Source organism: Natronorubrum tibetense GA33, from assembly GCF_000383975.1.
GTDB lineage: Archaea > Halobacteriota > Halobacteria > Halobacteriales > Natrialbaceae > Natronorubrum > Natronorubrum tibetense.
In genome coordinates this window covers 3094537-3119477 of sequence record NZ_KB913017.1, presented here as the reverse complement: position 1 = coordinate 3119477, position 24941 = coordinate 3094537, and the positions used below count along the sequence as shown (strand labels likewise).

The following is a 24941-nucleotide window of genomic DNA, read 5'->3' as shown; positions in this document are numbered from 1 at the left end:
TTCAGAACCCCTCCCTGTACTGCTGGTAGATGACGCCCAGAACGGCGATGCCGATGATCCCGGCCGTCACGAACGCGACGGCGGCCGCGAGACCGCGGTTCGTGTCGAACGTCGCGACGACCATACACGACAGCGACGGGACGGTCGTACAGCCCGACACCGAGTCGATGAGCCCGTAGATCCGCATCGCGTCGATCGTTCGGAACAGGATCGCGATGCCGAGCGCTGGCAGAACCAGCGGGAACGTGATGTACCTGAACTGCTGCCACTTGGACGCGCCGGCGACCTTCGCCACGTCGTAGAGGCTCCGGTCGATGCTCTGGAGGCCGGCGAGGATCAGCAACGCCATGAACGCCGTCGTCTTCCAGATGTCGGCGACCGTGATGATCAGCAGCGAACTGAACGGATCGTTGAGCGTGTTGGATCCGGCGATGATTCCCCAGTCGGACAGCGGCCCCGTGAGGAAGCCGGCGCTCGGATGGAACATCAGGTAGAAGATCATCCCCTGGATGACGATCGGGATCGCCCACGGGATGATGATCGCGGCGCGGACCCACCGGCGGCCCCGGAAGTCCTGATCGAGGACGAGCGCCTGTCCGAAGCCGATAATCGTCTCGAAGAAAACGCTCACGACGGTGAAGATGATCGTCACCGCGAGCGCGCTCCGTAGCAGTCCCTCGAAATGAACGAACGGGAAACTCCCACTGGTGCTGACGCCGGGAAGGAACGTGGTCGATCCGGGGAACCGCGAGTCTGCCGTGCCCGTAAACAGCTGGACGTAGTTCTCGAGGCCGACGAACTCCGGATTCGAGAGCACGTTCTGGTACAGCGACAGCTCGAACGTCCGCAAGAGCGGATAGAGTGCGATCGTGGTGAGCAGAAGCATCACCGGCGTCAACAGCAGATAGGCGAACCCGGTTTCGCCGAGGTTCTCCATCCAGCGCGTGATCGCGACGATCGGCCCGGAGCGGTTCGACTGTCGAGCCGGGCCGGTCGTCCGGTCTTCGGTGCTCATCCTTGCTCTTCGATGTCCTCGAGTGCGCCCTGAAGATCCGCTGCGGCGTCCGCAGGGCTCTTGTCGCCGGCGACGGCGAGGTTGACTTCCTCGGCAATTCGACTGGACTGGTTCGACCACACCGTCGTTACCGGACGCGGCATGGCGTTTTCACCGGCCACGCGAAGGGTGTCGATGTAGTTACCCATCGGTTCGACCTGTTCCGCCTCCTCGGTCTCGAACAGGTGTGGCTTCGGTGGAATCCAGCCGAAGAGATCGAACATGCCGAGATTAAACTCGTCGGTCATCGTCGCGCGAATGACCTCGAGGGCTTCTTCCTTGTTCTCGGAGTTGGGGTTGAGGACGATGTGCCAGCCACCGAGTGCGGACGTCGATCCGCCGGTTCCAGGCTGGGCGGCCTCGTCCTGACTCACGGCGTAGGGCATCGGCATCGCGCCGTAGTCGTCGACCGTGAGGTCGTCGCCCTCGTCGCTCTCGAGGTTCGAATTGATCGTGTAGGGCCAGTTGCGCTGCATGACGGCGTCGCCCTCGAGGATGGCCTCGCGGGCGTCTTCCTCCTGCCAGGAGGTAATGTTCGACGTCGCGAGTCCGAGTGGGTACTCGTCCTCGAGGGTGTGCTCGTCCGCCTCCTCGGCGACGAACGTCCGCATCATCTCCAGCCCCTCGACGAACTCCGGTTCGTCGACGGTCACGTCGCGGTCCCCGACCGGGCCGAACAGGGTGTCGAAGCCGCCGAAGTAGGCGCCGCCGAACGAGGACATGACCTCGTTCCACGTACAGCAGGCGGTACCCTCGTACTGGTCCCACTGGGTCGCGAGTCCGTACTCGGCGTCGGAGGCCTCAACGATTTCTTCGGTAACCTCGGCCCACTCCGACCAGGTCATCGGCTCGGTGGCCCACTCGTCGAAGTCCTCGTCGTCGTACCCCGCTTCCCTCGCGTAGTCCTTGCGGTACTGCATCGTCGGGTAGTCCGGGAAGATCGGGATCCCGTACAGATCGCCGGAATCCGGATCTCGAGCCGTCTCGGTGAACGACTCGAAGTACTCGTCGTCGACCTGCGAGAGGTCCTCGTCGTCGAGTTCATCGCTCAGGTTGGCGATCTGTCCGCGCTGGATGAAGACGTTCACCCAGCCGTTGTCCATCAGGAACAGATCCGGCTGGGTTTCCTCGGCCTGCAGCAGGTTCGTGTAGGCATCTCGCCGGTCGCCCGTGTCCTCGTCGCCGGGCTGCAGCCGAACGTCGACTCCGTCGGCACCGTTCTCCGCCAGCAGGTCGAGGATTTCGTCGCCGACCGCCTCCTCGGCGGTCGGGTCGATTCCCCAGACGACGGCGTCCTCGGACGTCTCGCTTCCGTAAATACAGCCAGCCAGGCCGACGGCGGCCCCGCCTGCACCGGCTGCCTTGACGAACGTTCGCCGCGAGACGTTCGAGTCAGTACGACTTCTCCCCTGTGAGTGCTTGCCAGGCATATAAGGAGACATGATAGATATTACTATTTATATTTACTGGTCAGTGTACAACAGGTGTAGTTAATGGCAACTAATAGACTCAGAAGAACATGAATAAGCGGCCAAGACGTGCGTTTCGTGGCCTCACGGACGAATACGCACGACTTCACACACAGTTTCTACGTCCCCGACAGCCGTTCAACACAGCAGCCACACTCGCGGAAAAATGCGCGGACAGGGCGGGACCGACACCCCTTGCGGGTCACAAGCACCACTGATCGAGCCGGTCTGAATCGGAGCCACCAGTGGCCGACCCACCCGACACCTCACTCGAGCGACTCGATCGTAATCCGAACGGCCTCGAGATCCTCGAGCATCGCCCCCCAACCGCCGACCGTGGTGCGTTCCTCGCCGTTCTCGAGCGTGATCGCCGCCTTTCCCGCGAGCTGTGAGAGCGGCATCACGCGTTCGTCACTGGCCGAAACGCCGGCGTACGCGACGTCGGTGATCGTCCCCCGTTTCGTCACCTCTCGACCGGTCTCGGTGTCGTACCCGACGACCGTCGCTTCGATCGTCACCCCCTGCTCGAGCAGCGGTTCGACGTCTCGGAGACACTGCCGGAGATCGACGTACGTGATCGGTGGCTCGTCGCGCCGGGCCGAGTAGATCGTCTCGTGGACCTCCCAGAGGCAGGTGAGGAAGTACCAGTGGAAGACGTACGCGTGGGTTCGGTCGTTGACGATCATGCCGTACTCGTTCGTTGAGTTGCCGTGAGGAGAGAAACAGGTCCACGAGCGGTCGATCAGCGCCAGAAACGGCGACGGGAGGTCGCGGTAGCGCGCCTCCGTACAGGCACGAGCCAGCGCGTCCGTCGGTGGCAGCGTCGGCTCGGTACCGAGTTCCGGAAACAGACAGACCTTGACGTCGACGCCGTTCTCCCGGGCCGTCGCGAGGGCGTCCGAGAGGTCGGCGAACTGTCCGGGCGTCAGGCCGATCTGGACCTGATTGCTGGCCTCACGGATCAGTTCGTCGGCCCGCGCCAGCACCGTGTCGAGGCGCTTGACGATGCTTACCTTGTGCTCCTCGATATCGGGCTGGCTCCAGCGATCCTCGATCTCACCTGCCGCCGTCTCGAACCGATCGGCTCGGGACCGGAGGTCCGCCAGCACCTCCGCCGGATCGTGGGCGCGGGCGTGCAGGCTATCCTGCTCGTAGGTTTCGATGTACCCCTGGTCCTCGAGCCCCCGCAGAACGTCGTAGATGCGCGGATCGGGCACCGAACTCGCCTGCGCGATGTCGGTCGCCGAGGCAGAGCCGAGCTCGAGCAGCGTCACGAACGCGTCGGCCTGGTACGGCGACAGTCCGGCGTCCTCGAGCGTCTCGACGAGTTCATCAGCGTCCATCGATACTCACCGTTGCGTAGCTCGCGCGCGCACCGCTCGACCGACGGCGGAGGGTCGGCTGACGCCACCGGCTTCGAGCCGAAGCAGTGTCTCGTGTCCGTATCACGTGCTCGTCCATTGTCAGTCAAATATAACAGGTGTTGTAAAAACCTGTTGTTGAGACAGTACACTGAAGGGGATTCGATCGGAACGCAGGGCGTATGTTCGACCTGCTCGAGCCGATTCGACGATCCGAGTACACCGGTGAGAACCGCTGTTGGCCGTGTACGATCTCCAACGGTGTGGTACTCGCCATTCTCGTCGCCGTCGCCACGCTCCGGGGCCGTCGACGCCTCGCCGCTTCGGTCGTCGTCATCGGGACCGCCGCGATTGCGCTTCGCGGCTACGTTGTGCCGTACACGCCCAGATTCGCCCCACGGCTCGTCGCCGCGCTCCCGATCGATCCGTTCCACGCCGAGGCGTCGGCCGACGACGGATCGCTCTCGGATCCGGGTGGCGAACCCGACGACGCGACGCGAGAACAGCCGTCCGGCGAGGAAATCGTCGCCGGACTCGTCGAGGCCGGCGTCGTCGAATTTCACGGCGACGAGATCGCCCTCGAGTCCGACTTTCGCGAAGATTGGCGACAGGAGATGCGAACGCTGCGCGAGACCGATCTCGAAGCTCTCGCACGGGTGGCCGGCCGCCAGACCGATCCGTCGGTCGACGCGCAGTCGCGGCGCAGTTGGGGCCGATCCGTGATCGTTCTCATGCCCGAAACCGGCGCACCAGTCACGCTCTCGCGGGGGATCGCAATCGCCGAACTCGCCGCCGCGCGCGCCCTCGAGTCCCGCGTCGAGTCCGACGCGATCCGTCGCGCCGCGGGTCGGCCGCTCCGAACGGTCCTCGAGCGGTGTCCACTCTGTGACGAGGAGGTAACCATCAGCCGCTCGAGTTGCTGCGGTGAGGTCACGCCGATCGGTAGTCTCCCGTCGGAGAAGCTACGCTGTCCCGCCTGCGACGAACGGTTCTACACGTTCGAGGACGCCGAGCGTTGATCGGTACAGTCCGAAAATCTCGAGCGCCGATCAGCGACGAACCGCACGAAACCGCAGCCGACGATAGTCCGCCGTCCACGTTTCCTCGTCGCGGTCGTAGAGGTCCGACTCGAGTCGATCCTCCACGGCCCCGATCACGGCTGCCTGCTCGTCGGCCGGCACCGACTCGAAGAGGCTGTCACCGAACATCTCGAGCCAGTTCCGGAGCCCCCTTTGGCCGTCATCGAGTTCCGTCGGCCGGTCGAACAGCCGCGCGAAGCGGACCTCGAAGCCGTGGTCCTCGAGCCGGCCGGCGTACTCGCCGACGCTCGGGAAGTACCACGGACTGTCGGCGTCGTAGCCGCGACCCTCGAGTTCCGCGAGCGTCGCGTCGACGATCCGCTCGACGTTGCCCGTTCCGCCGAGTTCCGCGACGAACCGACCGCCGGGGCGGAGCGCATCGCGAACAGCCCGGAGGGTGGCGTCCTGTTCCTCGTCGGGAATCCAATGCAAGGCGGCGTTCGAGAAGACCGCGTCGAAGGGTGTGTCGAACGACATCGTGCGGGCATCGGTCGCGACGAACAGGGTGTCCGGATGCGCCTCGTGGGCCCGTTCGATCATCTCGGCGGCGCTATCGACGCCGACTGCGGTGGCGCCGGTGGCCGCGATCCGGGCCGTGAGATGGCCCGTCCCGCAGCCGAGATCGAGGATCCGCTCGTCGGGCTCCGGAGCGAGAAGCTCGAGCACGTCCGTTCCGTACTCGGCGACGAACGAGTGATTCTCGTCGTAATCGTCGGCGTTCCAGTCGTTTGGTCGCGACTCGTTGCTTCCCATACCCAATACTGTTGGTCGCTCTATTTGAGAGTGTGTACGTCCGAGCGGTGGACTCGAGTCAAGAGGGATCGTCTTCGCTTATTTCCGCCGTCTTTCCTGGATAATTTGTTCAGTATGGGGATGGCCGATCACGACCACCAGAGGAGTTAGCCGTCCCGTTTCAGTGGCTGCACGAACGGCAGCAACTGCGAGAACGTCGGTGGGTGACTACTTGTGACCGTTCGTGTAACCTCACATTCAGCCCTCATCCAGACCGGATCGCGTACAGAAGAAACCGTGGAGGGGGAAGAGGAGAACACCAATGACACAAGACTGGAGCCTGAAAGGCAACTTCATCGAAGCGTGCAACTGTTCGGTCCCGTGCCAGTGTTTGTGGTACGAACCGGCGGATGACGACAAATGCACGTTCGCTGGGTTCTGGAATATCACGGACGGAACGTACGGCGACGTATCGTTAGACGGGCTGGGAGCCGGGATGCTCGTTTGGGAAGATGGAATCCTCCTCGAGGGCGGATGGCACGTCGTCCTCGTGATCGACGAAGCTGCTGATGAACGGCAAGCGGAGGCACTCGAGACCATATTCACCGGCCAGGCGGGCGGATTGTTCGAAGCCGCTGCGCCGCTGATCGAGACCGTCGAAGATAGTGTCGTAGTTCCCATCAGCTACTCGACGGAGAACGGCAACCTCTCGTTCAGCGCCGGCGATATCGTTACGATCGAAACCGACAGAAGTGTCGGCTTCGGAGACAGTCAGGGAACGGCATACCCCCACCCGTTTATTCCACCGGGCGAAACAGCAAACGTTGGCAAGACGACCGAAGCGACCGTCGATTTCGAAGACGACTTCTCGTGGGACGTCGGGGGCAATAACTCGTACTTTGGCGAGTTCGAGATGGCAAGCACCTGAACCGGCGACTCACACCCTCCCCGAACGATGGCTACACGAGAGACCAGAACGCAGATCCTCACCGGTCGCCAGCTTCCGCTCATCGCCGTCGCGATGTACGTGCTCGCGCTCGGCGCGTGGATCGCAATTCTCTGGCGGTGGGTTCCGATGCCGGGAGGGGAGATGGACATGCAGATGTCCGATCCGGGTGTCCCGGAGGCGATGGCGATCGGACACGGTCTCGTCGGCGTCGGGTTCTATCTGCTCATGTGGGGGACGATGATGATCGCCATGATGTATCCGTCGACGGTCCCGTTGTTCAGACTCTATAACGGAACGCTTCGGGATGCGTCCAGATCCGCGAAGGCGGTCAGATTGAGCGCGTTGCTCGGGGTATATACGCTCGTCTGGACGGTCACTGGCCTGATCCCGCTGGTAGTCAATACGGTGGTCCCACTCGCAGCGCTCGCCGACGACCGTGGACCGCTCCTCTTCGGAAGCGTGTTACTCCTGCTCGGGGGATACCAACTATCGTCGTACAAGTATCAATGCCTAGATAAGTGTCGATCACCCTTCGGATTTCTGATGACGTATCATCGCCCCGGGGTCTACGGCGCGGCGTGGATGGGTCTACGATTTAGCCTCTTCTGTGTGGGATGCTGTTGGGCACTGTTCGGGTTCATGGTCGTCGCCGGCTCGATGAACGTCCTCTGGATGGCGGTTATCGCCCTCGCACTCTCACTCGAACGAACGGTATCGTGGGGTCCACAATTAGCGAAGACGATCGGCGTGGTCGCTGGCATCGCCGGAATTGCCTTCCTCGCGGTCGCGATGGTGTAGGCCACTCGAGGGTGGATAAAAGAAACGTACCGCGCAGTGACCGGTAGATCCACTGAAGGAGCTGTCTTCGGAGCTCCTCACAACAGAACCGGGGCTGATTTGAACCGCGCGCTCGAGGTTAGTCGTCGGCCGGCGTCGGCGCACCGCGCTCGATATCGATGTTGCCCTCGTCGAGGTCGGCCTCGACGTTGCGGGCGGCTTCGACCATGTTTGCCATCTTGCCGTAGGCGACATCGCGGGGAAGCAGCTTCACCCCGCAGTCCGGCGAGACGACGAGCTGTTCCGGCGGGACGACCTCGAGTCCCTTCTTGATATTCTCCTCGATCTGTTCGACGGACTCGACCTCGGCGACGTGGACGTCCGTAACGCCGAGTGCGAGGTCGGCGGTGAACGCGGGATCTTTGAAGACGTCGAGCTGATCGTAGTCGCCGTTCGCGAGTTCGAGGTCGAACTCGTCGACGGGGTAGTCGAGGATCTCGGGGTAGATCCGCGAGTAGTCGCCGTAACAGACGTGGAGGCCGATGCGGACCTCCTCGGGAATGTCGGCGACGATGTGCTCTAGGGCCTTGCCGACGATGGCGTGGTCGTCGGGCGTGGTCGCGAGCGCGGGCTCGTCGATCTGGATGTATCGGGCTCCGGCGTCGACGAGCTTCTCGACTTCCTCGTTGACGAGGTCGGCGAGCGCGAGGGTGAGTTCGTCGTCGTCATCGTAGGCCTCGTTGAACGACCAGTTGGCGAGGGTGTAGGGGCCCGTGATGGGTACCTTCACCGGACGATCCGCTGCCTCGGCGGTAAACTCGTACTCGTCGACGAGCCAGCTCTCGTCGTACTCGACCTCGCTTACGACCGACGGTTTGTCGAAGTAGTTGTGGCCCCAGACCTTGACGGGACCGTTGAACTCGTAGCCCTCGATGCGGTGGGCGAAGAACTCGACCATCTCGTTGCGCCGCATCTCGCCGTCGACGACGACGTCGAGACCCGCACGCTCGTGTTCGTTCGTGATGAGGCGAGCGGCGTCGTCTTTGGCCTCCTGGTAGTCGTCCTCGTCGAAGCTGTGGTCGGGGTCCTGATAGAGCTCCTTCGCGCGGTTGAGCCACTTCGGTTTGGGATAGGAGCCGACCACGCCCGTGAGGATGAAGTGGTCGTTCGGGTGATCCTCCGGTCGGAACTGGTCTCGGTTTACGTTCGTGCTCATGCGGCTGTCACCTCCGCGAGATCCGCGGCTTCGGCAAGCGCCTCGAGTTTCTCCTGGTACTTCGCGTACGGCAGGTAGAACGTCTCCGTGTTCGTGGTCAGGTAGACCGTCTCGAACTCGGTGACCTGCAGTTGGTCTTCGACCCAGTCGACGCGGTCGCGGATCGCTTCGGGATCCTCGACGAGCGTGTTCTGGCCGTCGGCGAGTCCGAGCGAGATGTCGCCGGTCGCGCCGTACTCCTGAATGTTGTAGATGTTGTCGTCCTGGTTCGCGACGAAGTCGAAGCCGACCGCGTCGATATCGGCGTCGAGCAGGTGGGCGTAGACTTTCTCCTCGAGTGCGCCCCAGTAGGGCTGGACGACGACGTCGGCGTCGGTCGCGCTCGCGACCCGGTCGATCGCCTCGCTCGCGCGCTCGTCGGCACCGTCTTCCGGCGGCTCCTCGACGAGGGATGGCTCGAGCAGGAACAGCGTCTCGTGGGCGGGGAAGGCGTCGACCTCGCCCGCGAGGAAGTCCGCGATGGCGCTGAGGAACTCGGCGTCGTCGCCGTACTGTTCGTCGGTGGCGAGCTCGGCCAGCGAGTACGGGCCGGGGAGGACGGCCTGCAGGTCGTCGCCGTCGATCAACTCGCTTGCGGCCTCGAGTTCGTTCGCCACGTCTCCCGAGAACTCGAGGTCGCCGGAGACCACCGGCTCTCGGTAGAAGTTGTTGTTGTCGTAGTAGCGGACGATGCCGCGGGTTTCGACGGCGTCGTGGACGGCCAGCGGGTGGGCGAGCATGTCGTCCCACCGGAGTTGTCCCTCGACGATTCGGTCGAGACCGGCCTCTTGCTGGTCCTCGATCACGTCGATACGTGCGTTCTCGTAGGCGGTAGCGATCTCGCCGCCTTCGTCGCCGCCGATGAGATCGTGTTTCTGGTGTCCCTTCAGGTCCGAGAGGTCGTCTTTCGCCCAGTCCGGGAGCGGAAAGAGTCCCGGCGTGGTCGAAACGTACTCAGTCATCGTGGATGCGGCTAGGCTATACCGACGCTTAATATTTTCCATCCTCGTTAATACACGACAGTAATTCTCACGAGGTTTCCGTTACCGCGCTTTCGGCGGGCGTGATAGCTGTACGCGTCCTCCGCGGTAGTTCCAGCGTCCGCCGGTAGTTCCGACTGCTGGTCGATATGGTGCGGTCGCGGTTAGCGAAGTAGTTCGAGCACCGTCAGCGTCTCGAAGGGGAAGGAGTCGTCCGCAATCGCCACGGCGCTGAACCCGTGTTCGCCGGCCTCCTCGACGACCTCGTCGACCCCCGTCAGGCTGCTGACGAGCAGGTAAACGACACCGTCAGGTGCGAGCACGCGACCGACGCGGGAGAGGAAGGGGTCGATGACGGCCCGACCGTCCTCGCCGCCCGACAGGGCGCGTTCCATCCAGTCGTCCCACTCGTTTTCCGGGTCCGTCGGGAGGTACGGCGGGTTGAAGACGACGGCGTCGAACGCGCCGTCGGCGAAGGGCGCGACAAGGTCGGCACGGACCGCCTCGAGGCCCTTCTCGCGAGCCTGCCGAACCGCGTGTGGGTTCAGATCCGCGGCGACTACGCGCGCGCTCGTCTCCGCGTCGATCCGGCCCGCAACGTAACCGGAGCCGGTGCCGACCTCAAGGACGAGCGGTCCGGTCGCTCCGTCTCGCGGTTCGTCGTTTCGCGTCTCGTCATCTCGCGTCCCGTTGCCATCGTCCGTAAGCCGATCGCAGGCTGCCTGTGCGAGCAGGTGGGAGTCCTCAGCTGGCTGGTAGACGTCCGTATCGACGCCGCGTCGGTCCTCGAGCCCCATCAGTCGTCCTCCGCGGGCGTTCCCGCCTGACTCTCCCGTTTCGGTTCCTCGATCCTGTCGTCCGCTGAATCGTCGATATCGTTGTCCTGGGGATTTAGCGAGGAGTCACCCGCGTCTCGATTATCGTCCTCGGCGATCCGGAACCCACCGGTTTCGGCTCGGCCGGTCAGTTCGCGCTGCGGGTACGGGATCTTGACCCCCTCGTCCTCGAAGGCGCGCTTGATCGCGTGAATCGCGGCCGTCTTCGACTTCGAGAACCGGCGGGCGCTGGGGTTGTCGATCCAGAATCGCACGCCCAGCACGACCGCCGAGTCGGCGAACTCCTTCGTAATGACTTGCGGTGACGGTGCCGTCAGCGATTCGTCGAGCTCCTCGACTTCCGCCCTCGCGATCTCGGCGGCTCGCTCGACGTCCGTCGAGTAATCGACGCCGACGTCGACTTCGATGCGCAGTCGGCCGCGTTTCGACCGATTGGTCACCATACTCGAGGAGATGAGGTCGTTGGGGATCATGATGTACTCGCCGTCGAACGACTGGAGGCGAGTGTTGACGATCGAGATGTCGGTGACGATCCCTTCCTCGTCGTCAACCTCGATCCAGTCACCGATCTCGAACGGTCGATCGAACATCAGGACGAAGCCCGCGATGACCGTGCCGAGCGTCTGTCGGGCGGCCATACCGATGACGATACCGGCGAACCCGGCCCCGACGAGCAGGCCGCCGAGGTCGTCGACCCAGACGCCCAGAACGATGATGAGCGACACTGACCAGATCAGCACCTGGGAGAGTCGATGCGTGATCTCTCGCTGATGGTCGGTGACGGCCGTCGCCGAGGCGAGCACCTCCTGGAGCACTCGGCGGACGAATCGGGTCACGATGAGCGTCCCGATAACGAGAACGAACGTGAACACGCCGCGCGCGATGACGTCGCTACCGAGATCCAGATCTGTGTAAATCGACTGAATTTCGCTGGTCTGGTCCCAGACGCCAAGGACGATTGCGAGACTGAGTAGACAGGTCAAAATCAATACGCCCATCGAGATGATGTCGCTGTACAGCGGTCGCGTTCGCTCGATGAGCCAGCCCTGTAGCTGGCGGTAGGAGAGCAGGACGACGAGCAGGACGCCGACCGCTGCGAACGTGACCGCGAGCCTGCCGTTGGTCGTCTCGAAGACGTTCGACAGCCAGTCGAACCCCATCAGTATCTCGGACATAGGTGGTCGTCGTCTCTCGAGGCTGTCGTCCGCGTAGCTACGAGTATCCGTCGGTCGGTGTCGATACTGCCAACGGTTCCCGTCCGATTGAACGTGGCCGCCACGGCCTTACTGTCCCTCGCCTACTTCGCTGACAGCGGCGGCGAGTTCGGCCAGCGCCGCGAACTCCACCGGTGTCATCGCGCCGGCACGCTTCTGGAGGATCTCCTCGTCGGCCGCCTCGACGACTGCGTCGGGCGCTTCGAGCCCCGAGATATGGGCCGTGTTCCGAATCCCGTTCCGGATCGTTTTCCGGCGCTGGGTAAACAGCGCTTTGACGAACCGCAGGAAAAAGTCCTCGTCGTCGACCTCGTAGTCCGGATCGCGGGGCTCGAGTCTGACGACCGCGCTCTGGACGGCCGGCGGCGGCGAGAATGCCTCTTTCGGGATGGACTCGACGAGTTCGGCGTCCGCGTAGTGCTGGGTCGAGACGGAGAGGCGGCCGTACTCGGGCGTTCCGGGTCCGGCGACCATCCGCTCGGCAAACTCCTGTTGGAACATCAACACCAGCGGCCGTTTTTCGGGCAGGAGTCGGAACGTAATCTCGCTCGAGACGCCGTAGGGAAGATTGGATACAGAGGCCGTAAAGTCGGGAAGGTCGACCTCGAGGGCGTCGCCCTCGATTACGGTCAGCCGGCCCGCATCGATCTCCTCGCGGAACTCCTCCTGCAGGAACCCAGCGAGTTTCCGGTCCCGCTCTACGACCGTAACTTCGTCGTCCTCGTCACCCATCGCCAGCAGGCGGTCCGTCAGCGCGCCCGTTCCGCCGCCGATCTCGAGCAGGTGGGAGGTGTCGGCGTCGATCTCATCGGCTCGCGGGGAATCCCCGCTCGCTTCATCCGAGGCGCGTTGCGCCTCGCTCTCAAGATACGTCGGCAGTCGATCAAGGACGCGGTCGTCGACGAGAAAGTGCTGATCGCGGTCCGGATCGCCGCGGACGCCCGCCCGCGCGATCAGTCCGTCTGGGTCTCTCATTGGCTGCGCTACGGATGGGGGCGGTGTAAACGCACCGTCTCGCGGATTTGGCGTCGAAAAGTAGTTACTGGTTCTGTTCCTGCTCGCGCCGCCCGACGAACGTCTGGTATTTGAGGTCGTCGTCGCGCAGTTCCTCGAGGATGCGCTCGACTAACACCTCGTCGGGATCGTGGAGTCCGGAGACGCGTTCCGAAAGCTCCTCGAAGCTCTCGAAGGGCTTGCGCTTGCGTTCGTCGAGGATCCCGTTGCGGAGTTTCTTCCCGATCCCCGGCAGGAGATTGAGCTGGTGGAGACGCAGCGTGATCGGCTGGGCGTCGTTGTAGAAGTCGACGAACCGCTGTTCGTCCTCCTCGACGAGGTCGGCGACGACGTACTCGAGTTCCGTCTGGGCACCGGAGGAGAGGTTCTCGTAGTCGACCCGGTGGGCTTCGGTCACGATCTCGCGCTCGCCCGGCGGCTCGACGACGACTTCGCTCCCGATCGTGAGTCGCTCCTCTTCGTCGAAAGCGACCTGATAGAGCTGGAAATCGTCGATTCCGAGGGCGTATCCTGCTGGTGACTTCTCGTACTGTGGCCGGCCGTCGTCCGAGAGCCCGTGTGCGAGATAGTCCAACACGACTGCGCGGCGGACATCCGTCCCGTCGCTGTCGGCTTCGCTCATTGGTTTTGAATACGTCGAGGGCGTACTTAAAGAGTCGGCCCGCCATCGTGGGACGGGAACTGCCGTGCCCGGCCATCGTATAGTAGCCACTGGAAGTCAGTGTACACCCGATCGCTCCGGTTGGCGACCCGCGGGCGTGACGGTCGAACCGGATCAGTGGCAGGTCCAATCGCCGACGATGGCTCGAAATGCGACTGCTCGGGTCGTACCGAACCGTCGTCGCCAGAAAACGCACGCCCCGAACGGCGCTGGCTCATACGGTTTGCTGTACCGAGTTGTCGGTGGGGCCGCAGGACGGTTCGCGGTCCTACCGGAAATGACGTACAGCAGACAGTATCAGACGTACTGCGCGAGGACGTTGAGAATCTCGTCGAGTTCGTCGCCCGACAGCGAGTACCGCTGCTGGGCGTACACCGAACGAAGTTCGTCACGGTTGCGCGGCAAGAGGTTCGCGATCTTGTACGCCGTGGGCTCGTCGACTTTCTCGAGTTCCTGCAGGTCGTCGACGAGGTCCTGGGCCTCTTCTGGCTCCAAGACCGTAAAACGGTTGACGTGTTCGATCGCTCGCGCGAGTTCGTAGCGCAGCTCTCGCTCTTCGTCCATCGCGCGTTCGGCTTCGATGTCGGCGAGTAGCTCCTTCGTCTCCGAGACCGTCAGGAACTCCTCGTCGACGATCTCTTTGAAGATCGTCATCCTGGCTCAGATCCGGTTTTTGTCCTGGTTCTGTGCGCGCATGTGTGCCGCGGTGACGATCAGCGTCTTCTCCTTTCCGCGGTCGCTGATCTGTACCTTGAAAGCGTCGCCCTGTTTGCCGACGACTTCGCCGGTCTGTCCGTCGAAGCGCGGGTGGTAGCGTCCGTTCGGAACGCTCGGGTCGATCTTCAGGTGGACTTTCTCTCCGTTCTCGTACTCCTGGATCGCTCGCTGTGGCGGCGACGTACCGCGGTCTCGAGGAGCGTTCGCGAGTTTTCTCCGGGTTCCTTGACGAGGGCCATTAGAGTGTGGCATAGTCGTACGGCCCTCTTGAGCGGTGATGGTTATAAAACGCACGTCTTCCGGCCACCGTTTCCACATCGGCACTCGTCCACACGGACCGACACCTCCGGAACGGACTCTCATCCCAGTGGTGATCCCACCGGGGGTATAGTAACAACTGAAACGATGTACACACTGATCGCACAGCTGTCGTGCGATCAGGTGTGCATTGACTTTCAGTGGCTACTATAGAACTCGAGTCGGTCTGCCTTCGTCCCCCGTCTCGGCCATCGAATCGGGAGATTTGCCGGTTCGGGAAACCACGACTTAACCGTTCTTTTGTGGACGGATAGTTATGGGCAATGGCTCCGGTTGGTAGGGTATGCGGCACTACGACGTTCGGCTCTCTCCGACGGACGGGTGGTTTCACCCGTTCGAGAAGCGACTCGACCAGCGGGAGGGAGTCAGACGCGTCGCGATTCACAGGATCCGCCTCGCGACCGACGAACTCGGGTTGGTGCTGTACGAACTGGGCGGCGAGTTCGATCGAGTCGAGGCGTTCGTGGCGGACGAACTCGGTCCGTTCGACTATTGGCTCGAGGCCTTCGGCGACCGAATCCTGCTCTGCTCGCTGTTCGTCCCGAACGAGACCGTCCACGCACTCCTCCGGATCACCCGCGAGTTTCGCGTCTTCCTCGACCCGCCGATGATCTACGTCCGCGACGGCGACCTGCGCGTGACCTACCTCGCGACGGAGCCGGCCTTCCAGCGGGCGATGGCCGTCGTCCCCGACGATGTTGACATCGTTCTCGAGACGAAACAGGCGTTCGAACCCGACGAGAACGTCTTCCTCGCGACCCTCACTGCACAACAGCGCCGACTGTTTCGAACGGCGATCGATCTCGGCTACTATGCCTCGCCGCGGGAGACGACGTACGAGGAAATCGGCAGCGAGGTCGGTATCGCCGGCGGGACGGTCGGCGAACACCTCCGGAAGATCGAGGCGAAACTCGTCGATCACGTCGTCTCGGAACCGATCTCCGAGTCGACGACGCCCCAGCAACTGTAGGGATCTCGACGACCCGTTCCGATCGACGTCGAAAGCAAGAGTAACCCCACTGCAGTCCGTTGGGCCCGGTATGGACGACCGCGAGCGCGACGGCGACGATGGCGAGCAGTACCGACTCGAGACCCGTTCGATCCACGCCGGACAGGAACCCGACGCGGAAACTGGGGCGTTGATGACGCCGATCCACGCCAACTCGACCTACGAGCAGGACGCGCCCGGAGAACACCGGGGCTACGAGTACTCTCGAACCGGGAACCCCACCCGAACCGATCTCGAGGCGAACCTCGCGAGCCTCGAGAACGCCGACTACGGCCGCGCGTTCGCCAGCGGCATGGCCTCGATCAACACCGTCCTCAACCTCCTTTCGGCCGGCGATCACGTCGTTACGGGCACCGACGTCTACGGCGGCACTCACCGCATTTTCACGCAGGTGTACGAGGAGTACGATATCGAGTTCTCCTTCGTCGATATGACCGATCTCGACGAGATCGAGGCCGCGTTTCAGGACAATACGGAACTGCTGTGGCTCGAGACGCCGACCAACCCGCTCATGTCGATCGTCGACATCGCGGGCGCGGCCGAGATCGCCCACGCACACGACGCGCTGTGTGCAATCGACAACACGTTCGCGACGCCGTACCTCCAGCGGCCGCTAGATCTCGGTGCCGACATCGTCTCCCACTCCCTGACGAAGTACCTCGGCGGTCACTCGGACGTCGTCGGCGGGGCCTTGCTAACGAACGATGAGGACCTGGATGGGCGACTCGGATTCTACCAGAACTCGGTCGGTGCGACGCCCGGCCCCTTCGAATCCTTCCTCGTCCTCCGGGGGACGAAGACGCTGCCCGTCCGCATGGACCGCCACTGCGAGAACGCCCGCGCGATCGCGGCGTGGCTCGAGGACCACCCCGACGTCGACCGCGTCTATTATCCCGGCCTCGAATCCCACCCCGGTCACGAGATCGCCGCCGAGCAGATGGACGACTTCGGCGGGATGCTGAGTTTCGAACTCGATGCGAGCCTCGAGGAGGCGAGCGAGGCCGTCTCGAACACCGAGATCTTCACGCTCGCGGAGAGCCTCGGCGGCGTCGAGAGCCTGATCGAACAGCCCGCCCCGATGACTCACGCAGCGATCCCCCGCGAGGAGCGCATCGCCGCCGGTCTCACGGACGGCCTGATCCGCGTAAGCGTCGGCATCGAACACGTCGACGACCTGATCGACGATCTCGACGCGGCGATCGAATCGGCGCTTCACTGATCGAATCGATCTCGGAACGAGGATCCCCGTTCCGTCGGTCGACGAGCAGCGAATCAGACCGGCTCGAGCGTTGTTCCCACAGTGATGGCAGCGATTTCTCCATCCTCCGCAGCCGATTCGCTCGCTCAACCGTACAGTGTCTCACGAGGTCGTATCCGTTCGGCCGCTCGCAGACCTCAGTGCCCATGCCCGTCCCAACAGTCGCGGTGGGCGATCCGGTCAGTTCGACGGGCGGTTCGCCAGTTGCGCCCGAAAGATCGTCTCGAACCCCTCGAGATACGTCCGAAGATCGACACTGTCCACCGCCCCGACGAACTGCACCGCCTCGTCGTACTCGCTGCGCCAGCGATCGACGAAGTAGGCCTCGATCTCGGACTCACGGATCGCCGTAACGATCGGATCGACGGCGTCGCCCGTCGGCCGGGTCTCGAGCCCTCGCAGTTCGTCGATCGAGACGACGCCGGACTCGAGCGCGCGGACGACGACGCCCGAACTGTAGTCGCCTTCGGCGAGTTCGCGCTCCCAGGTCGCGATCCAGTTGCCGACTCGAGCCATCCGCTGTGCCCGCGTGACGACCTCCCGAACCGCCGCGAGTTCGGCCGCGTCGAACGACAACGAGGCGGCGAGATCGATATCGGCGAAACAGAGTACCATCATGTTGTGCGCGTCGTACGTCCAGAGTTCGCGCTCGGAGGCGAGCCCGGGGTGCTGGGCCAACAGCGCGGAGTAGTCGACCGACTGAAGCGCCTGCCGGAGGTCGAACCGGAACAGCGCCGCGAACTCCTCCGCTCGCGGACCGTCGTCGTACAGCGCTTGCAACGCCGCCCAGAGCTCCTGTTGAAATCGGACGTACTCGCCCGCGACGCCCGCTCGAGTCGGATCGGCGTCCTGATGCTCGAAGGGCACTTTCAACAGCTCTGCGAACGTCGCCCGGTCGCCGTATCGTTCGGCGACGTCGTCGACGACGGTGATGAACATCGTGGCGAGGACCTTCGCGCTTCGAGTCCGTCGGACGCGGTCCGTATCGACACACGAGAGGCCGAACTCGGCCGTCGCCCGGTAGAACCAACGCCAAAGCGATCGGTCTCGATCCGCAATCTGCTCGTCGTACGCGTCTGCCAGCGGACGAACCACCTCGGGGAGCGTCTGGGAAGCGGCGTCGGCGAACGGGTCGATCTCGACCTCGAGTCGTGGAACACTGGCGATGTTCGTCATTGTTGTAGTATTTACATCTATTAGATTTATTATTTTTCATTAGTACCGAACTTCTGAAACCGACCCACTTCCGGCACCGACCGTTGGTCTGCGGATTGGGAACCGGGAGCCGACGGACAATCATTTCGTTCTGGCGGTCGACGACTGGCGTATGGGAACGAACGAAAATCGCGAGGCGGGCGTTCACGCGCTCCCGATCACGGTCGACTACGGCGGCCGAGCGTTGCCGATCACCCCGACGCTCGTCGAAACCGAGCGCGGACCGATCCTGATCGACGTTGGCCCGGAAGGGGCCGTCGACGCCGTTCGAACGCATCTCCGATCGCTGGGGTACGAACTCGAGGATATCTGGCTTGTCCTCCTGACCCACCACGACGGCGACCACGCCGGGGGTCTCGCGGAGTTGCTCGAGCACGTCGACGCGGCCGTCGCGACCCACCGGAACGAAGCGCCGTACGTGACGGGGAAACGGGAGCCGATCAAGGGCGACGGCGATCGGTATCCGCCGGCTTCCGTCGACTTAGAGCTCACCGGGGGCGTCCGAATCCCGACCCTCGCAGGACCGATGGAAGTCGTCGACACCCCCGGCCACTCTCCGGGTCACATCTCGTTGCAGTTCCCCGAAGATGGCCTGTTGCTCGCCGGTGACGCGCTCGTCGCGGACGGGGATGGGCCGATAGACGGCCCGAAGCCCGAGTTCACACCGAACATGGACCGCGCGCTCGAGTCGGTGGCCGACCTGGCTGACCGCGATATCGAACACGTCGTCTGCTTCCACGGCGGCTACGTCGACTGCGGCTCCGAGGCTATTGGAGAAATTACCGAAACCCACCGGGACTGAGTGGGTCCGGTTGGACACTCCGGCCATCGGGTCGCAGCCCCCGAAACGGAATTCTCATCGGGCTCGAGCGACAACGCTCGCACAATGCGAATCGAACTTCGCGTCTGCCAGCACTGTCTGGACGGCGACGACGGACACGGCGGCCACCACAAATCGGCGCTGCTCCAGGATATGGTCGCGTGCGCTGAAGTAATTCAAGAGCACAAGGACGTACTCGACCTCGAAGACGTCCACATCCGGAAAGTCAAGGACACCGAGCAGGGGAAACCCGAGGCGCTGCCGGTCGTCGCGGCGACGATTCAGAACAACCAGATCGTCCTGAACGACACGCAACTCGTCGCGGAGGGACAGGACGGCAACATGCTGCTGTACGCGAACCCCGATGACATCCTGACAGTTCTTGCGGGCAACGTCGACGAAATCAGCAAGGCTGTCCCCGGCGACGTTACCGTCGACCTCTCGCCGAAGGGCGCAGAGATCATCTCCAGCGCCGGTCTCGGCGCGGACCGCGAAAAGCAGCCGTAACGTCCGGTGCGTCGGCTCGAGTCGACGAGGTCGGTTCCGGCACCCGCTTTTCGCCGGCCGCTCGAGTCGAGGTGCGACGGCCGACTCGAACCGATCGACCGACTGTGATATCGCTAGTCGGAACTCGAGACCGCCTGGTTCGGCGGCGATGTCCCCTCCCTGCGATCCCGGACGAGCAACCAGCACGAACACAGAAACCCGACCGCGACGGTGCCAGCGAGGATACCGAAGGCGATTCGGTAGCCGAACTCGGTGTAGGCGACGGTGCCGCCGACGGTCTCGCCGGTCTGATAGGCGTCGAGGGCCATCCCCATCACCGTCGGGAGAATCGTCCCGCCGATGAACCCCGCCGTGTTCACGGTCGCCGTCGCCACGCCGCTGGCGCCGGCCGGATACCGTTCCTTGACGACCGACAGCGAGAGCATCGCGGCGCCGAAGAGGAAGCCACAGGCCAGATACGAGACGGCGACGACGGCCAGCGGCGGTCGACCGAGAATCGGAACCGCGGCGAGCGCGACCGCGAACAGCCCGATTCCGATCGTCATCGGCAGCAGTCGCTGCCCCTGCCTGTCCGAGAGCCAGCCGATGGCCGTCGGACCGAACAGCACGCCGATCGATGCGAGGAGCGTAAAGTACGATGCCGTCGTGACGTTCACGTCGTAGACGACGACGATGTACGGCACGCCCCACATCCCCACCAGCGTCAACATTGCGCCGTTGCCCGCGAAGAACACGATCGAGAGCAGCCACTGGTCGAGATCGCGCGCGAGCGTCCGCAGGTGGCCGCCGATCTCCTCGAGCGTGACCGACGGCTGTTCGGGGACGCCCTCGATCGGTTCCAGCCCGGCGTCGGCCGGCGACTGACGTGCGAGGACGTAGACGGCTCCGGCCGCGACGAACCCGACGGCCGCGAGACCGAGCATCGTCTCCCGCCAGCCGAACAGTCCGACGGTGACCGCGAGCGGCGTCGTCGCGAGGATCGCGCCGAGACCGGCTACGCTGCCGGTTAGCCCCGTCATCGTCGCGAACTCGTCGGCACGGTACCAGTTCGCACAGAATCGAAGGATCGAGACGAAGATGACGCCGCTGCCGAGGCCGATGAGCGCACGCGAGCCGAACGCCGCGAGGTAGCTCCCGCTGAGTGCGAAGCCGACGGCCCCGGCGCTCAGGACGAGGGCCCCGATCGAGCCGACGTACCGCGGCCCGAGGCGATCGGCGAGGACGCCCGTGGGAATCTGGATCGCCGCGTAGATGAGGAAGAACGAGGCGTGCAGCGTCCCGAGCTGTGCCGCCGTCGTCTCGAAATCGGTGGTCAGCCGTTCCGACAGGACGGCCGTCGACAGCCGGTGGAGATTGACGAGCAAGAAGACGATCACCAGCGCTCCCCACGCGAGCCAGCGGCGTTTCGTCGGATCCGACAGGACGTTCACGTCGGGACTCTTTCTCAGGCGGGGTGGTAAGAATTCCGAGAGCCGCGTGGCTGGCGGAATGCGACTCGAGACCGAATCGCCGCGGCGACGACCGTCCAACGAGTCACGCTACGGCGAGTCATGAGGCGATGCTGACGGCTCTTCGGGAGTGGGTTCCTGCTGAAGAAGGCGGCCGAAAACCGGATTAGATACGGCCGACGTTCTCGACGCCGACGCTCTCGACGCCGTCGACTTCCGAGAAGTTCTCCTCGACGGTCTCCGTCCCGCCCGAGCCGTCAGGGACGATCACGGTGGGGTAGAGCGCGATGAGTCCGAATGCGACGTCTTCGCGTTCGACGCCGTTGATCTTCGCACCCTCAGGGAGGGCACTCTCGAGACGCTCCTGGAGCGAATCCAGGTCGATCTCTGGGCTGTCCGGCATGACCTTGATTTTGGCAGCTACTTTTCCCATGGGTATCTTACGGGCCGGTGAATCCGCAGTCGGGGCACTCGTAGAGGTTGCTCTGCTTGCGGCACTTGGCACAGCGGTAGATCTGGGCGCCACAGTCGGGACACTTGAAGGCGGCAGCGTTTGTGCCCGCGATGTTGATCCCGCAGGAGACGCAGGATCGGGTCTGCTTGTCGTCCGTCGTACTCATACCCCTCCCTTCCCGCCCGCCGTTTTTAACGGTTGTCTTTTGGGGGCTCGAGACCGATACGTTGTCCACGGTGCGTGTTGACGAGGGGTATGTGACGGTTGCCCCAGCGTTTTCTGAGCCAGAAAACGCCCGTCTGGATACTTTATATTCCAGCCGAAAGGGAAGGATGAGGTTCGGTGGGTGAACGCCAGACCGGACCTCTGCCTCTGACATTCTGCGGTCGAAACTGCAGCCGTCAGTCGTGCGGGTGAAACCGCCGGACGGCTGCTTTGACCGCGTCCTCGCGACCGAGGAACGTCACCTTGTCCCCCTCCTCGAGCACCGTCTCAGCGCTGGGGACGTACGTCTCGCCCTCGCGTGCGATGACGGCGACGATACAGCCGTCGGGGATCTCGGCGTCCAGTTCGGCGATGGTCGACCCGCCCAGATCGCTGGCGGTGACAGAGATCTCCTGGGCGTCGTGGCCCTCCCCGATCTGGGTCATCCACTGGGCGAGTGCGGGTCGCTCGATCTGGTTGTCGAGCGACCACGCTGTCGCACTCGAGACGTCGATCGCCCGGACGTCGAGCGTCTCGAAAGCGTCGACGTTGCCGGGCGTGTTGACCCGCGCGACGACGGTTTCGACGTCGTACTTCGTCCGTGCAAGCTGGCAGACCAGCAGGTTCGTGTCGTCGTCGGCCGTCGTCGCGACCGCGATCTTGGCATCCTCGATTCCCGCCTCTCGCAACGTTTCGTCGTCGGTGCCGTCGCCCTCGTGGGCGGTGTACCCGTCCCGCCGAAGGTTCTCGACCACGGTCGGGTCCTCGTCGATCAGGACGACGTTTTCCCCGCGATTCTCCAGTCGTGTGGCGAGCGACCGGCCGACTCGGCCGCCGCCGACGATAATGGTGCGCATTGGAATGACCTGAAAGTACTCTGCGATCTGACGGGCGAACCCCGCCTGTAAGACGACCGTGATGAAGATGACGAGAAAGACGGTTCCAGCGAGCGTCTGGGCGGCCTCGAACTGGCCCGCGGCCTCAAGTTCGATGGCGAACAGCGTCGCCACCGACGCCGGAATGATTCCCCGGGGACCGACGAACGAGAGGAACAACCGCTCGTCACGACTGAACTGCCGGTCGGTCGCCGAGACGGCCATGAGGATCGGACGGATGAACAGGGTGACCGCCACGACGACAGCGATACCCCCGATTCCGAGCCCGAGCAGCGAGTCGAAGTCGATCAGCGCCGCGAGCGAGATGAAGACGAACGAGAGCACGACCAGCGTGAGGTCGCGGTTGAACTGCAGGATCTCCTCGCGGTGGGGGAGATCGACGTTACCGAGGACGAAACCGGCAGTCGCGGCCGCGGCCACGCCGGTTTCGGAGAACACCGACTCGGCGAGCCCGAACGCGACGAGCGCGCCGACGAGCGTCACCAGCCGCGCCAGCTGGGGCGCGTTGCCGGCCGGCGTCGTGGCGTGAACGAGAATCGTCCGAACGACGAGCGCGACGACGATCCCGATACCGATCCCCGCCGCCAGCCGCTGGAGGAACGCCGGCGGAATCAGTTCCGGCGAGTCCCCGACGACGAGGACCTCGAAGATGACGATCGCGAGCACCGCGGCGGTCACGTCGTTGAAAATCCCTTCGGCCTCGAGGGCGGTCCCGACGTGTTCCCGGAGCGTGAGCACCTCGAGCAGCGGCGTGATCACCGTCGGGCCGGTCGCGATCAACAGCGCGCCGATCAGAAAGGCGACGTCCCACTCGGTGCCGAGGAAGAATCGAACCGCGAGCGCCGTTCCGACGAACGTCAGCGCCGCACCGATCGTCATCAGTCGAACCACGGCCTGTGGGGCCTGTTCGAGTTTCTCACGTCGGAGGTGAAAGGCGCCGTCGAAGATGATGATGGCAACGCTGACGCCCACGACCGTCGAGAGGCCATCGCCGAACGTTTCGATGGTGACGAAACCGAACCCTTCGGGACCGACGACGACGCCGATGCCGATGAGAAAGAGCACGCTGGGGACCTGCAGGCGTTTGGCGAGCACCTGCGCGCCGATGCCGAGCGCGAGGATTGCGATCACGACTGACAGGAGATCCACGGGTGTGTCGAGATGTACCACGAAGCAGTACATAACGTCTCGGCCGATTCCGGACCCTGAAACACCGATGCGACGACGACCGATCGTCGGCTCCCAACTCAACATTCAAACCCGGGCCACTCCTACACGTCACCGAATGCGCCTCGACGACTACATCGAGGATTTAGAGCCCGACGAAGAAGCCGAGCGACGGCGCCTCGCAAAGGAGAAGTCCTACGCGATCACGGACCATCTCGAGGAGTTCGAACAGCGGTTCGACAGCGCGCTCAGCGGCGACTCCCTCGTGGGATCGACGGCCCCGTCGATCTTCGTCGGCCGGTCGAACTACCCCGACATCCCCGTGGGACTCCTCTCGCCGGTCGGCGACGAGGACGCGGCCGAGGAGTACGTCACCGACGGCAACTGGTACCAACAGGGGTACGACATCCCGGACGTGCTCCAGCGACGCACGGGGCTGTTGAACTCAAGCAAGCGTGCGAACGTCGACTCGCCGAGCATCGCGAGTCGCCTGGCACCGTCCGTCCACGACACCTGGGACGGTTTCGTCGGCGTCCAGCGGGAGGTCGCCATCGCCGGCAAACCGGTCGACCTCGAGATCGGCCTGGACGACGCGCCTGATCTCGGACTCGACGCGGGGACGGACGTCGCGACGCCCCGCGGTCCGCGGGCCAACGCTCGCAACGCCGAACTGCGGGAAAATCCCTACGTCCCGAAACAGGTCAAGAAGACCCTCGAGGACGACGACTGGCAGGCCCAGGGGGCGATGACCTACCTCTATCGGCGCGGTTTCGACGTCTACGAGATCAACTCGATCCTCTCTGCGGGTGCGCTCGGCGAGGCCAAACAGCGTCGCCTCGTCCCCACGCGGTGGTCGATCACCGCCGTCGACGACACCGTCGGACAGTACCTCCGCGGCGGCATTCGGAACGAACCTAGCATCGACGAGGTCCAGGTCTGGGCCAACGAGTACGTCGGCAACCGCTACTGGATCGTTCTCGCGCCGGGCAACTGGGAGTTCGAACTCGTCGAGATGAAAGCACCCGGCAGCATCTGGAACCCCAATCCGAACGACGACATCTGGCTCCAGAGCGCGTCCGAGGGGTACGAAGGACGCTCGAGCTACGTCGAGGAGACTGCCGGGGCCTACTACGCCGCACGGCTGGGGGTACTTGAGTACCTCGAGTCGATCGGTCGTCAGGCGAAGTGTCTAGTCCTCCGGGAAGTGAGCGACGACTACTGGGCCCCCGTGGGCGTCTGGCAGGTTCGCGAGAGCGTGCGAAACGCCTTCGAAGGCAACTACGGCGAGGCCGAGACCTTCCACGAGGCCGTCGCGGAGGTTTCGACGCAGCTTCCGGTCTCCTACGCCCGCCTCCGGCGAAAGTCCGAACTCGCCGCCGGGTTACAGTCGAACCTCAGCGCGTTCTCTCGAGGCGGGTAGTCCCACCGATCGCACCGATCGACGGTCGACGCCACGTCACGGGATCTGAACCGTTTTGCTTTCTCGAGTGGCCCTGACGGGATTGGTCTCCTCGACACGCGCTGTCGAGAATCCGCGCCTCTAAACC

25 protein-coding genes are annotated in these 24941 nt (G+C 63.8%); 8 read left to right on the top strand and 17 right to left on the bottom strand.

Annotation, left to right across the window (positions count from 1 at the left end):
- Position 1 precedes the first annotated feature (1 nt).
- From NATTI_RS0116185 to NATTI_RS0116175, 3 genes are all read right to left on the bottom strand, one after another.
- Complete coding sequence (locus NATTI_RS0116185) at positions 2 to 1015, bottom strand: carbohydrate ABC transporter permease (RefSeq protein ID WP_006090604.1); 1014 nt, start codon at positions 1013 to 1015, stop codon at positions 2 to 4.
- Entirely contained in the window at positions 1012 to 2484 is a 1473-nt protein-coding gene (locus NATTI_RS0116180; RefSeq protein ID WP_006090602.1) for an extracellular solute-binding protein, read from the bottom strand. Before NATTI_RS0116180 ends, NATTI_RS0116185 begins: the two co-directional genes overlap by 4 nt.
- 305 nt (positions 2485 to 2789) lie before the next feature.
- Positions 2790 to 3866 carry a TrmB family transcriptional regulator gene (locus NATTI_RS0116175; RefSeq protein ID WP_006090601.1) on the bottom strand — a complete coding sequence of 359 codons (1077 nt, stop codon included), beginning with the start codon at positions 3864 to 3866 and terminating at the stop codon, positions 2790 to 2792.
- A 200-nt stretch (positions 3867 to 4066) separates the two neighbouring features.
- On the opposite strand from NATTI_RS0116175, the gene NATTI_RS0116170 reads away from it, so the two are divergent.
- A complete protein-coding gene (locus NATTI_RS0116170; protein WP_006090599.1) occupies positions 4067 to 4903 on the top strand; it encodes a hypothetical protein in 837 nt (278 codons plus the stop codon).
- Positions 4904 to 4933: 30 nt separating this feature from the next.
- On the opposite strand, the gene NATTI_RS0116165 is transcribed toward NATTI_RS0116170, so the two are convergent.
- On the bottom strand, positions 4934 to 5716 hold the full coding sequence (locus NATTI_RS0116165; RefSeq protein WP_006090597.1) for a class I SAM-dependent methyltransferase: 783 nt from the start codon (positions 5714 to 5716) through the stop codon (positions 4934 to 4936).
- 301 nt (positions 5717 to 6017) lie between these two features.
- Between NATTI_RS0116165 and NATTI_RS0116160 the strand changes: the two genes are divergently transcribed.
- Together NATTI_RS0116160 and NATTI_RS0116155 are read left to right on the top strand one after the other, a co-directional pair.
- Positions 6018 to 6623: a DUF1326 domain-containing protein gene (locus NATTI_RS0116160; protein WP_027119188.1), complete on the top strand. Its 606-nt coding sequence runs from the start codon at positions 6018 to 6020 to the stop codon at positions 6621 to 6623.
- A 27-nt stretch (positions 6624 to 6650) separates the two neighbouring features.
- Positions 6651 to 7442, top strand: a complete 792-nt coding sequence (locus NATTI_RS0116155; RefSeq protein WP_006090593.1) for a DUF2182 domain-containing protein — start codon at positions 6651 to 6653, stop codon at positions 7440 to 7442.
- Between the two features lie 118 nt (positions 7443 to 7560).
- On the opposite strand, the gene NATTI_RS0116150 is transcribed toward NATTI_RS0116155, so the two are convergent.
- From NATTI_RS0116150 to NATTI_RS0116115, 8 genes are all read right to left on the bottom strand, one after another.
- Entirely contained in the window at positions 7561 to 8637 is a 1077-nt protein-coding gene (locus NATTI_RS0116150) for a methionine synthase (protein WP_006090592.1), read from the bottom strand.
- Positions 8634 to 9638, bottom strand: coding sequence for a hypothetical protein (locus NATTI_RS0116145; protein ID WP_006090590.1), 1005 nt, complete (start codon positions 9636 to 9638; stop codon positions 8634 to 8636). Before NATTI_RS0116145 ends, NATTI_RS0116150 begins: the two co-directional genes overlap by 4 nt.
- A gap of 182 nt (positions 9639 to 9820) precedes the next feature.
- Positions 9821 to 10453, bottom strand: coding sequence for a HemK2/MTQ2 family protein methyltransferase (locus tag NATTI_RS0116140; RefSeq protein WP_006090589.1), 633 nt, complete (start codon positions 10451 to 10453; stop codon positions 9821 to 9823).
- Entirely contained in the window at positions 10453 to 11667 is a 1215-nt protein-coding gene (locus tag NATTI_RS0116135; protein WP_006090587.1) for a mechanosensitive ion channel family protein, read from the bottom strand. Before NATTI_RS0116135 ends, NATTI_RS0116140 begins: the two co-directional genes overlap by 1 nt.
- A 108-nt stretch (positions 11668 to 11775) precedes the next feature.
- Positions 11776 to 12681, bottom strand: a complete 906-nt coding sequence (locus tag NATTI_RS0116130; protein ID WP_006090586.1) for a 16S ribosomal RNA methyltransferase A — start codon at positions 12679 to 12681, stop codon at positions 11776 to 11778.
- 64 nt (positions 12682 to 12745) lie between these two features.
- The gene (locus NATTI_RS0116125) at positions 12746 to 13342 is read right to left on the bottom strand and encodes a DUF655 domain-containing protein (RefSeq protein WP_006090585.1); all 597 of its coding nucleotides are present in this window, start codon (positions 13340 to 13342) and stop codon (positions 12746 to 12748) included.
- A gap of 336 nt (positions 13343 to 13678) precedes the next feature.
- Complete coding sequence (locus NATTI_RS0116120; protein ID WP_006090584.1) at positions 13679 to 14035, bottom strand: RNA polymerase Rpb4 family protein; 357 nt, start codon at positions 14033 to 14035, stop codon at positions 13679 to 13681.
- Positions 14036 to 14041: 6 nt separating this feature from the next.
- On the bottom strand, positions 14042 to 14350 hold the full coding sequence (locus NATTI_RS0116115; RefSeq protein ID WP_006090583.1) for a 50S ribosomal protein L21e: 309 nt from the start codon (positions 14348 to 14350) through the stop codon (positions 14042 to 14044).
- Between the two features lie 349 nt (positions 14351 to 14699).
- Between NATTI_RS0116115 and NATTI_RS0116110 the strand changes: the two genes are divergently transcribed.
- Both NATTI_RS0116110 and NATTI_RS0116105 read left to right on the top strand, forming a co-directional pair.
- Complete coding sequence (locus tag NATTI_RS0116110; RefSeq protein ID WP_006090581.1) at positions 14700 to 15386, top strand: helix-turn-helix domain-containing protein; 687 nt, start codon at positions 14700 to 14702, stop codon at positions 15384 to 15386.
- Between the two features lie 70 nt (positions 15387 to 15456).
- Positions 15457 to 16644, top strand: coding sequence for a cystathionine gamma-synthase (locus tag NATTI_RS0116105; RefSeq protein ID WP_006090580.1), 1188 nt, complete (start codon positions 15457 to 15459; stop codon positions 16642 to 16644).
- A gap of 219 nt (positions 16645 to 16863) precedes the next feature.
- On the opposite strand, the gene NATTI_RS0116100 is transcribed toward NATTI_RS0116105, so the two are convergent.
- The gene (locus NATTI_RS0116100; RefSeq protein ID WP_006090578.1) at positions 16864 to 17859 is read right to left on the bottom strand and encodes a terpene synthase family protein; all 996 of its coding nucleotides are present in this window, start codon (positions 17857 to 17859) and stop codon (positions 16864 to 16866) included.
- Positions 17860 to 18010: 151 nt separating this feature from the next.
- Here NATTI_RS0116100 and NATTI_RS0116095 point away from each other — a divergent pair, with 151 nt between their 5' ends.
- Together NATTI_RS0116095 and NATTI_RS0116090 are read left to right on the top strand one after the other, a co-directional pair.
- Complete coding sequence (locus NATTI_RS0116095; protein WP_006090576.1) at positions 18011 to 18700, top strand: MBL fold metallo-hydrolase; 690 nt, start codon at positions 18011 to 18013, stop codon at positions 18698 to 18700.
- Positions 18701 to 18784: 84 nt separating this feature from the next.
- On the top strand, positions 18785 to 19225 hold the full coding sequence (locus NATTI_RS0116090) for a hypothetical protein (protein WP_006090574.1): 441 nt from the start codon (positions 18785 to 18787) through the stop codon (positions 19223 to 19225).
- Between the two features lie 113 nt (positions 19226 to 19338).
- Here NATTI_RS0116090 and NATTI_RS0116085 read toward each other — a convergent pair whose 3' ends face one another.
- From NATTI_RS0116085 to NATTI_RS0116070, 4 genes are all read right to left on the bottom strand, one after another.
- On the bottom strand, positions 19339 to 20655 hold the full coding sequence (locus tag NATTI_RS0116085) for an MFS transporter (RefSeq protein WP_006090572.1): 1317 nt from the start codon (positions 20653 to 20655) through the stop codon (positions 19339 to 19341).
- 184 nt (positions 20656 to 20839) lie between these two features.
- Complete coding sequence (locus NATTI_RS0116080) at positions 20840 to 21106, bottom strand: elongation factor 1-beta (protein ID WP_006090570.1); 267 nt, start codon at positions 21104 to 21106, stop codon at positions 20840 to 20842.
- 7 nt (positions 21107 to 21113) lie between these two features.
- Positions 21114 to 21293 (bottom strand): HVO_2753 family zinc finger protein, encoded by a 180-nt coding sequence (locus tag NATTI_RS25470; protein WP_006090569.1) that lies wholly within the window; start codon positions 21291 to 21293, stop codon positions 21114 to 21116.
- A gap of 235 nt (positions 21294 to 21528) precedes the next feature.
- Entirely contained in the window at positions 21529 to 23376 is a 1848-nt protein-coding gene (locus NATTI_RS0116070) for a cation:proton antiporter domain-containing protein (protein WP_027119187.1), read from the bottom strand.
- 136 nt (positions 23377 to 23512) lie between these two features.
- Between NATTI_RS0116070 and nreA the strand changes: the two genes are divergently transcribed.
- Positions 23513 to 24814, top strand: coding sequence for a DNA repair protein NreA (gene nreA / locus NATTI_RS0116065; protein ID WP_006090566.1), 1302 nt, complete (start codon positions 23513 to 23515; stop codon positions 24812 to 24814).
- Positions 24815 to 24941 lie beyond the last annotated feature (127 nt).

Coding starts and splice junctions, on each gene's coding strand:
- NATTI_RS0116080 (WP_006090570.1), bottom strand. CDS start 21,106: ATGGGAAAAGTAGCTGCCAAAATCAAGGTCATGCCGGACAGCCCAGAG.
- NATTI_RS0116155 (WP_006090593.1), top strand. CDS start 6,651: ATGGCTACACGAGAGACCAGAACGCAGATCCTCACCGGTCGCCAGCTT.
- NATTI_RS0116170 (WP_006090599.1), top strand. CDS start 4,067: ATGTTCGACCTGCTCGAGCCGATTCGACGATCCGAGTACACCGGTGAG.
- NATTI_RS0116130 (WP_006090586.1), bottom strand. CDS start 12,681: ATGAGAGACCCAGACGGACTGATCGCGCGGGCGGGCGTCCGCGGCGAT.
- NATTI_RS0116145 (WP_006090590.1), bottom strand. CDS start 9,638: ATGACTGAGTACGTTTCGACCACGCCGGGACTCTTTCCGCTCCCGGAC.
- NATTI_RS0116175 (WP_006090601.1), bottom strand. CDS start 3,866: ATGGACGCTGATGAACTCGTCGAGACGCTCGAGGACGCCGGACTGTCG.
- NATTI_RS0116180 (WP_006090602.1), bottom strand. CDS start 2,484: ATGCCTGGCAAGCACTCACAGGGGAGAAGTCGTACTGACTCGAACGTC.
- NATTI_RS0116140 (WP_006090589.1), bottom strand. CDS start 10,453: ATGGGGCTCGAGGACCGACGCGGCGTCGATACGGACGTCTACCAGCCA.
- NATTI_RS0116110 (WP_006090581.1), top strand. CDS start 14,700: ATGCGGCACTACGACGTTCGGCTCTCTCCGACGGACGGGTGGTTTCAC.
- nreA (WP_006090566.1), top strand. CDS start 23,513: ATGCGCCTCGACGACTACATCGAGGATTTAGAGCCCGACGAAGAAGCC.
- NATTI_RS0116115 (WP_006090583.1), bottom strand. CDS start 14,350: ATGCCACACTCTAATGGCCCTCGTCAAGGAACCCGGAGAAAACTCGCG.
- NATTI_RS0116120 (WP_006090584.1), bottom strand. CDS start 14,035: ATGACGATCTTCAAAGAGATCGTCGACGAGGAGTTCCTGACGGTCTCG.
- NATTI_RS0116150 (WP_006090592.1), bottom strand. CDS start 8,637: ATGAGCACGAACGTAAACCGAGACCAGTTCCGACCGGAGGATCACCCG.
- NATTI_RS0116165 (WP_006090597.1), bottom strand. CDS start 5,716: ATGGGAAGCAACGAGTCGCGACCAAACGACTGGAACGCCGACGATTAC.
- NATTI_RS0116160 (WP_027119188.1), top strand. CDS start 6,018: ATGACACAAGACTGGAGCCTGAAAGGCAACTTCATCGAAGCGTGCAAC.
- NATTI_RS0116135 (WP_006090587.1), bottom strand. CDS start 11,667: ATGTCCGAGATACTGATGGGGTTCGACTGGCTGTCGAACGTCTTCGAG.
- NATTI_RS0116125 (WP_006090585.1), bottom strand. CDS start 13,342: ATGAGCGAAGCCGACAGCGACGGGACGGATGTCCGCCGCGCAGTCGTG.
- NATTI_RS0116095 (WP_006090576.1), top strand. CDS start 18,011: ATGGGAACGAACGAAAATCGCGAGGCGGGCGTTCACGCGCTCCCGATC.
- NATTI_RS0116100 (WP_006090578.1), bottom strand. CDS start 17,859: ATGACGAACATCGCCAGTGTTCCACGACTCGAGGTCGAGATCGACCCG.
- NATTI_RS25470 (WP_006090569.1), bottom strand. CDS start 21,293: ATGAGTACGACGGACGACAAGCAGACCCGATCCTGCGTCTCCTGCGGG.
- NATTI_RS0116090 (WP_006090574.1), top strand. CDS start 18,785: ATGCGAATCGAACTTCGCGTCTGCCAGCACTGTCTGGACGGCGACGAC.
- NATTI_RS0116185 (WP_006090604.1), bottom strand. CDS start 1,015: ATGAGCACCGAAGACCGGACGACCGGCCCGGCTCGACAGTCGAACCGC.
- NATTI_RS0116105 (WP_006090580.1), top strand. CDS start 15,457: ATGGACGACCGCGAGCGCGACGGCGACGATGGCGAGCAGTACCGACTC.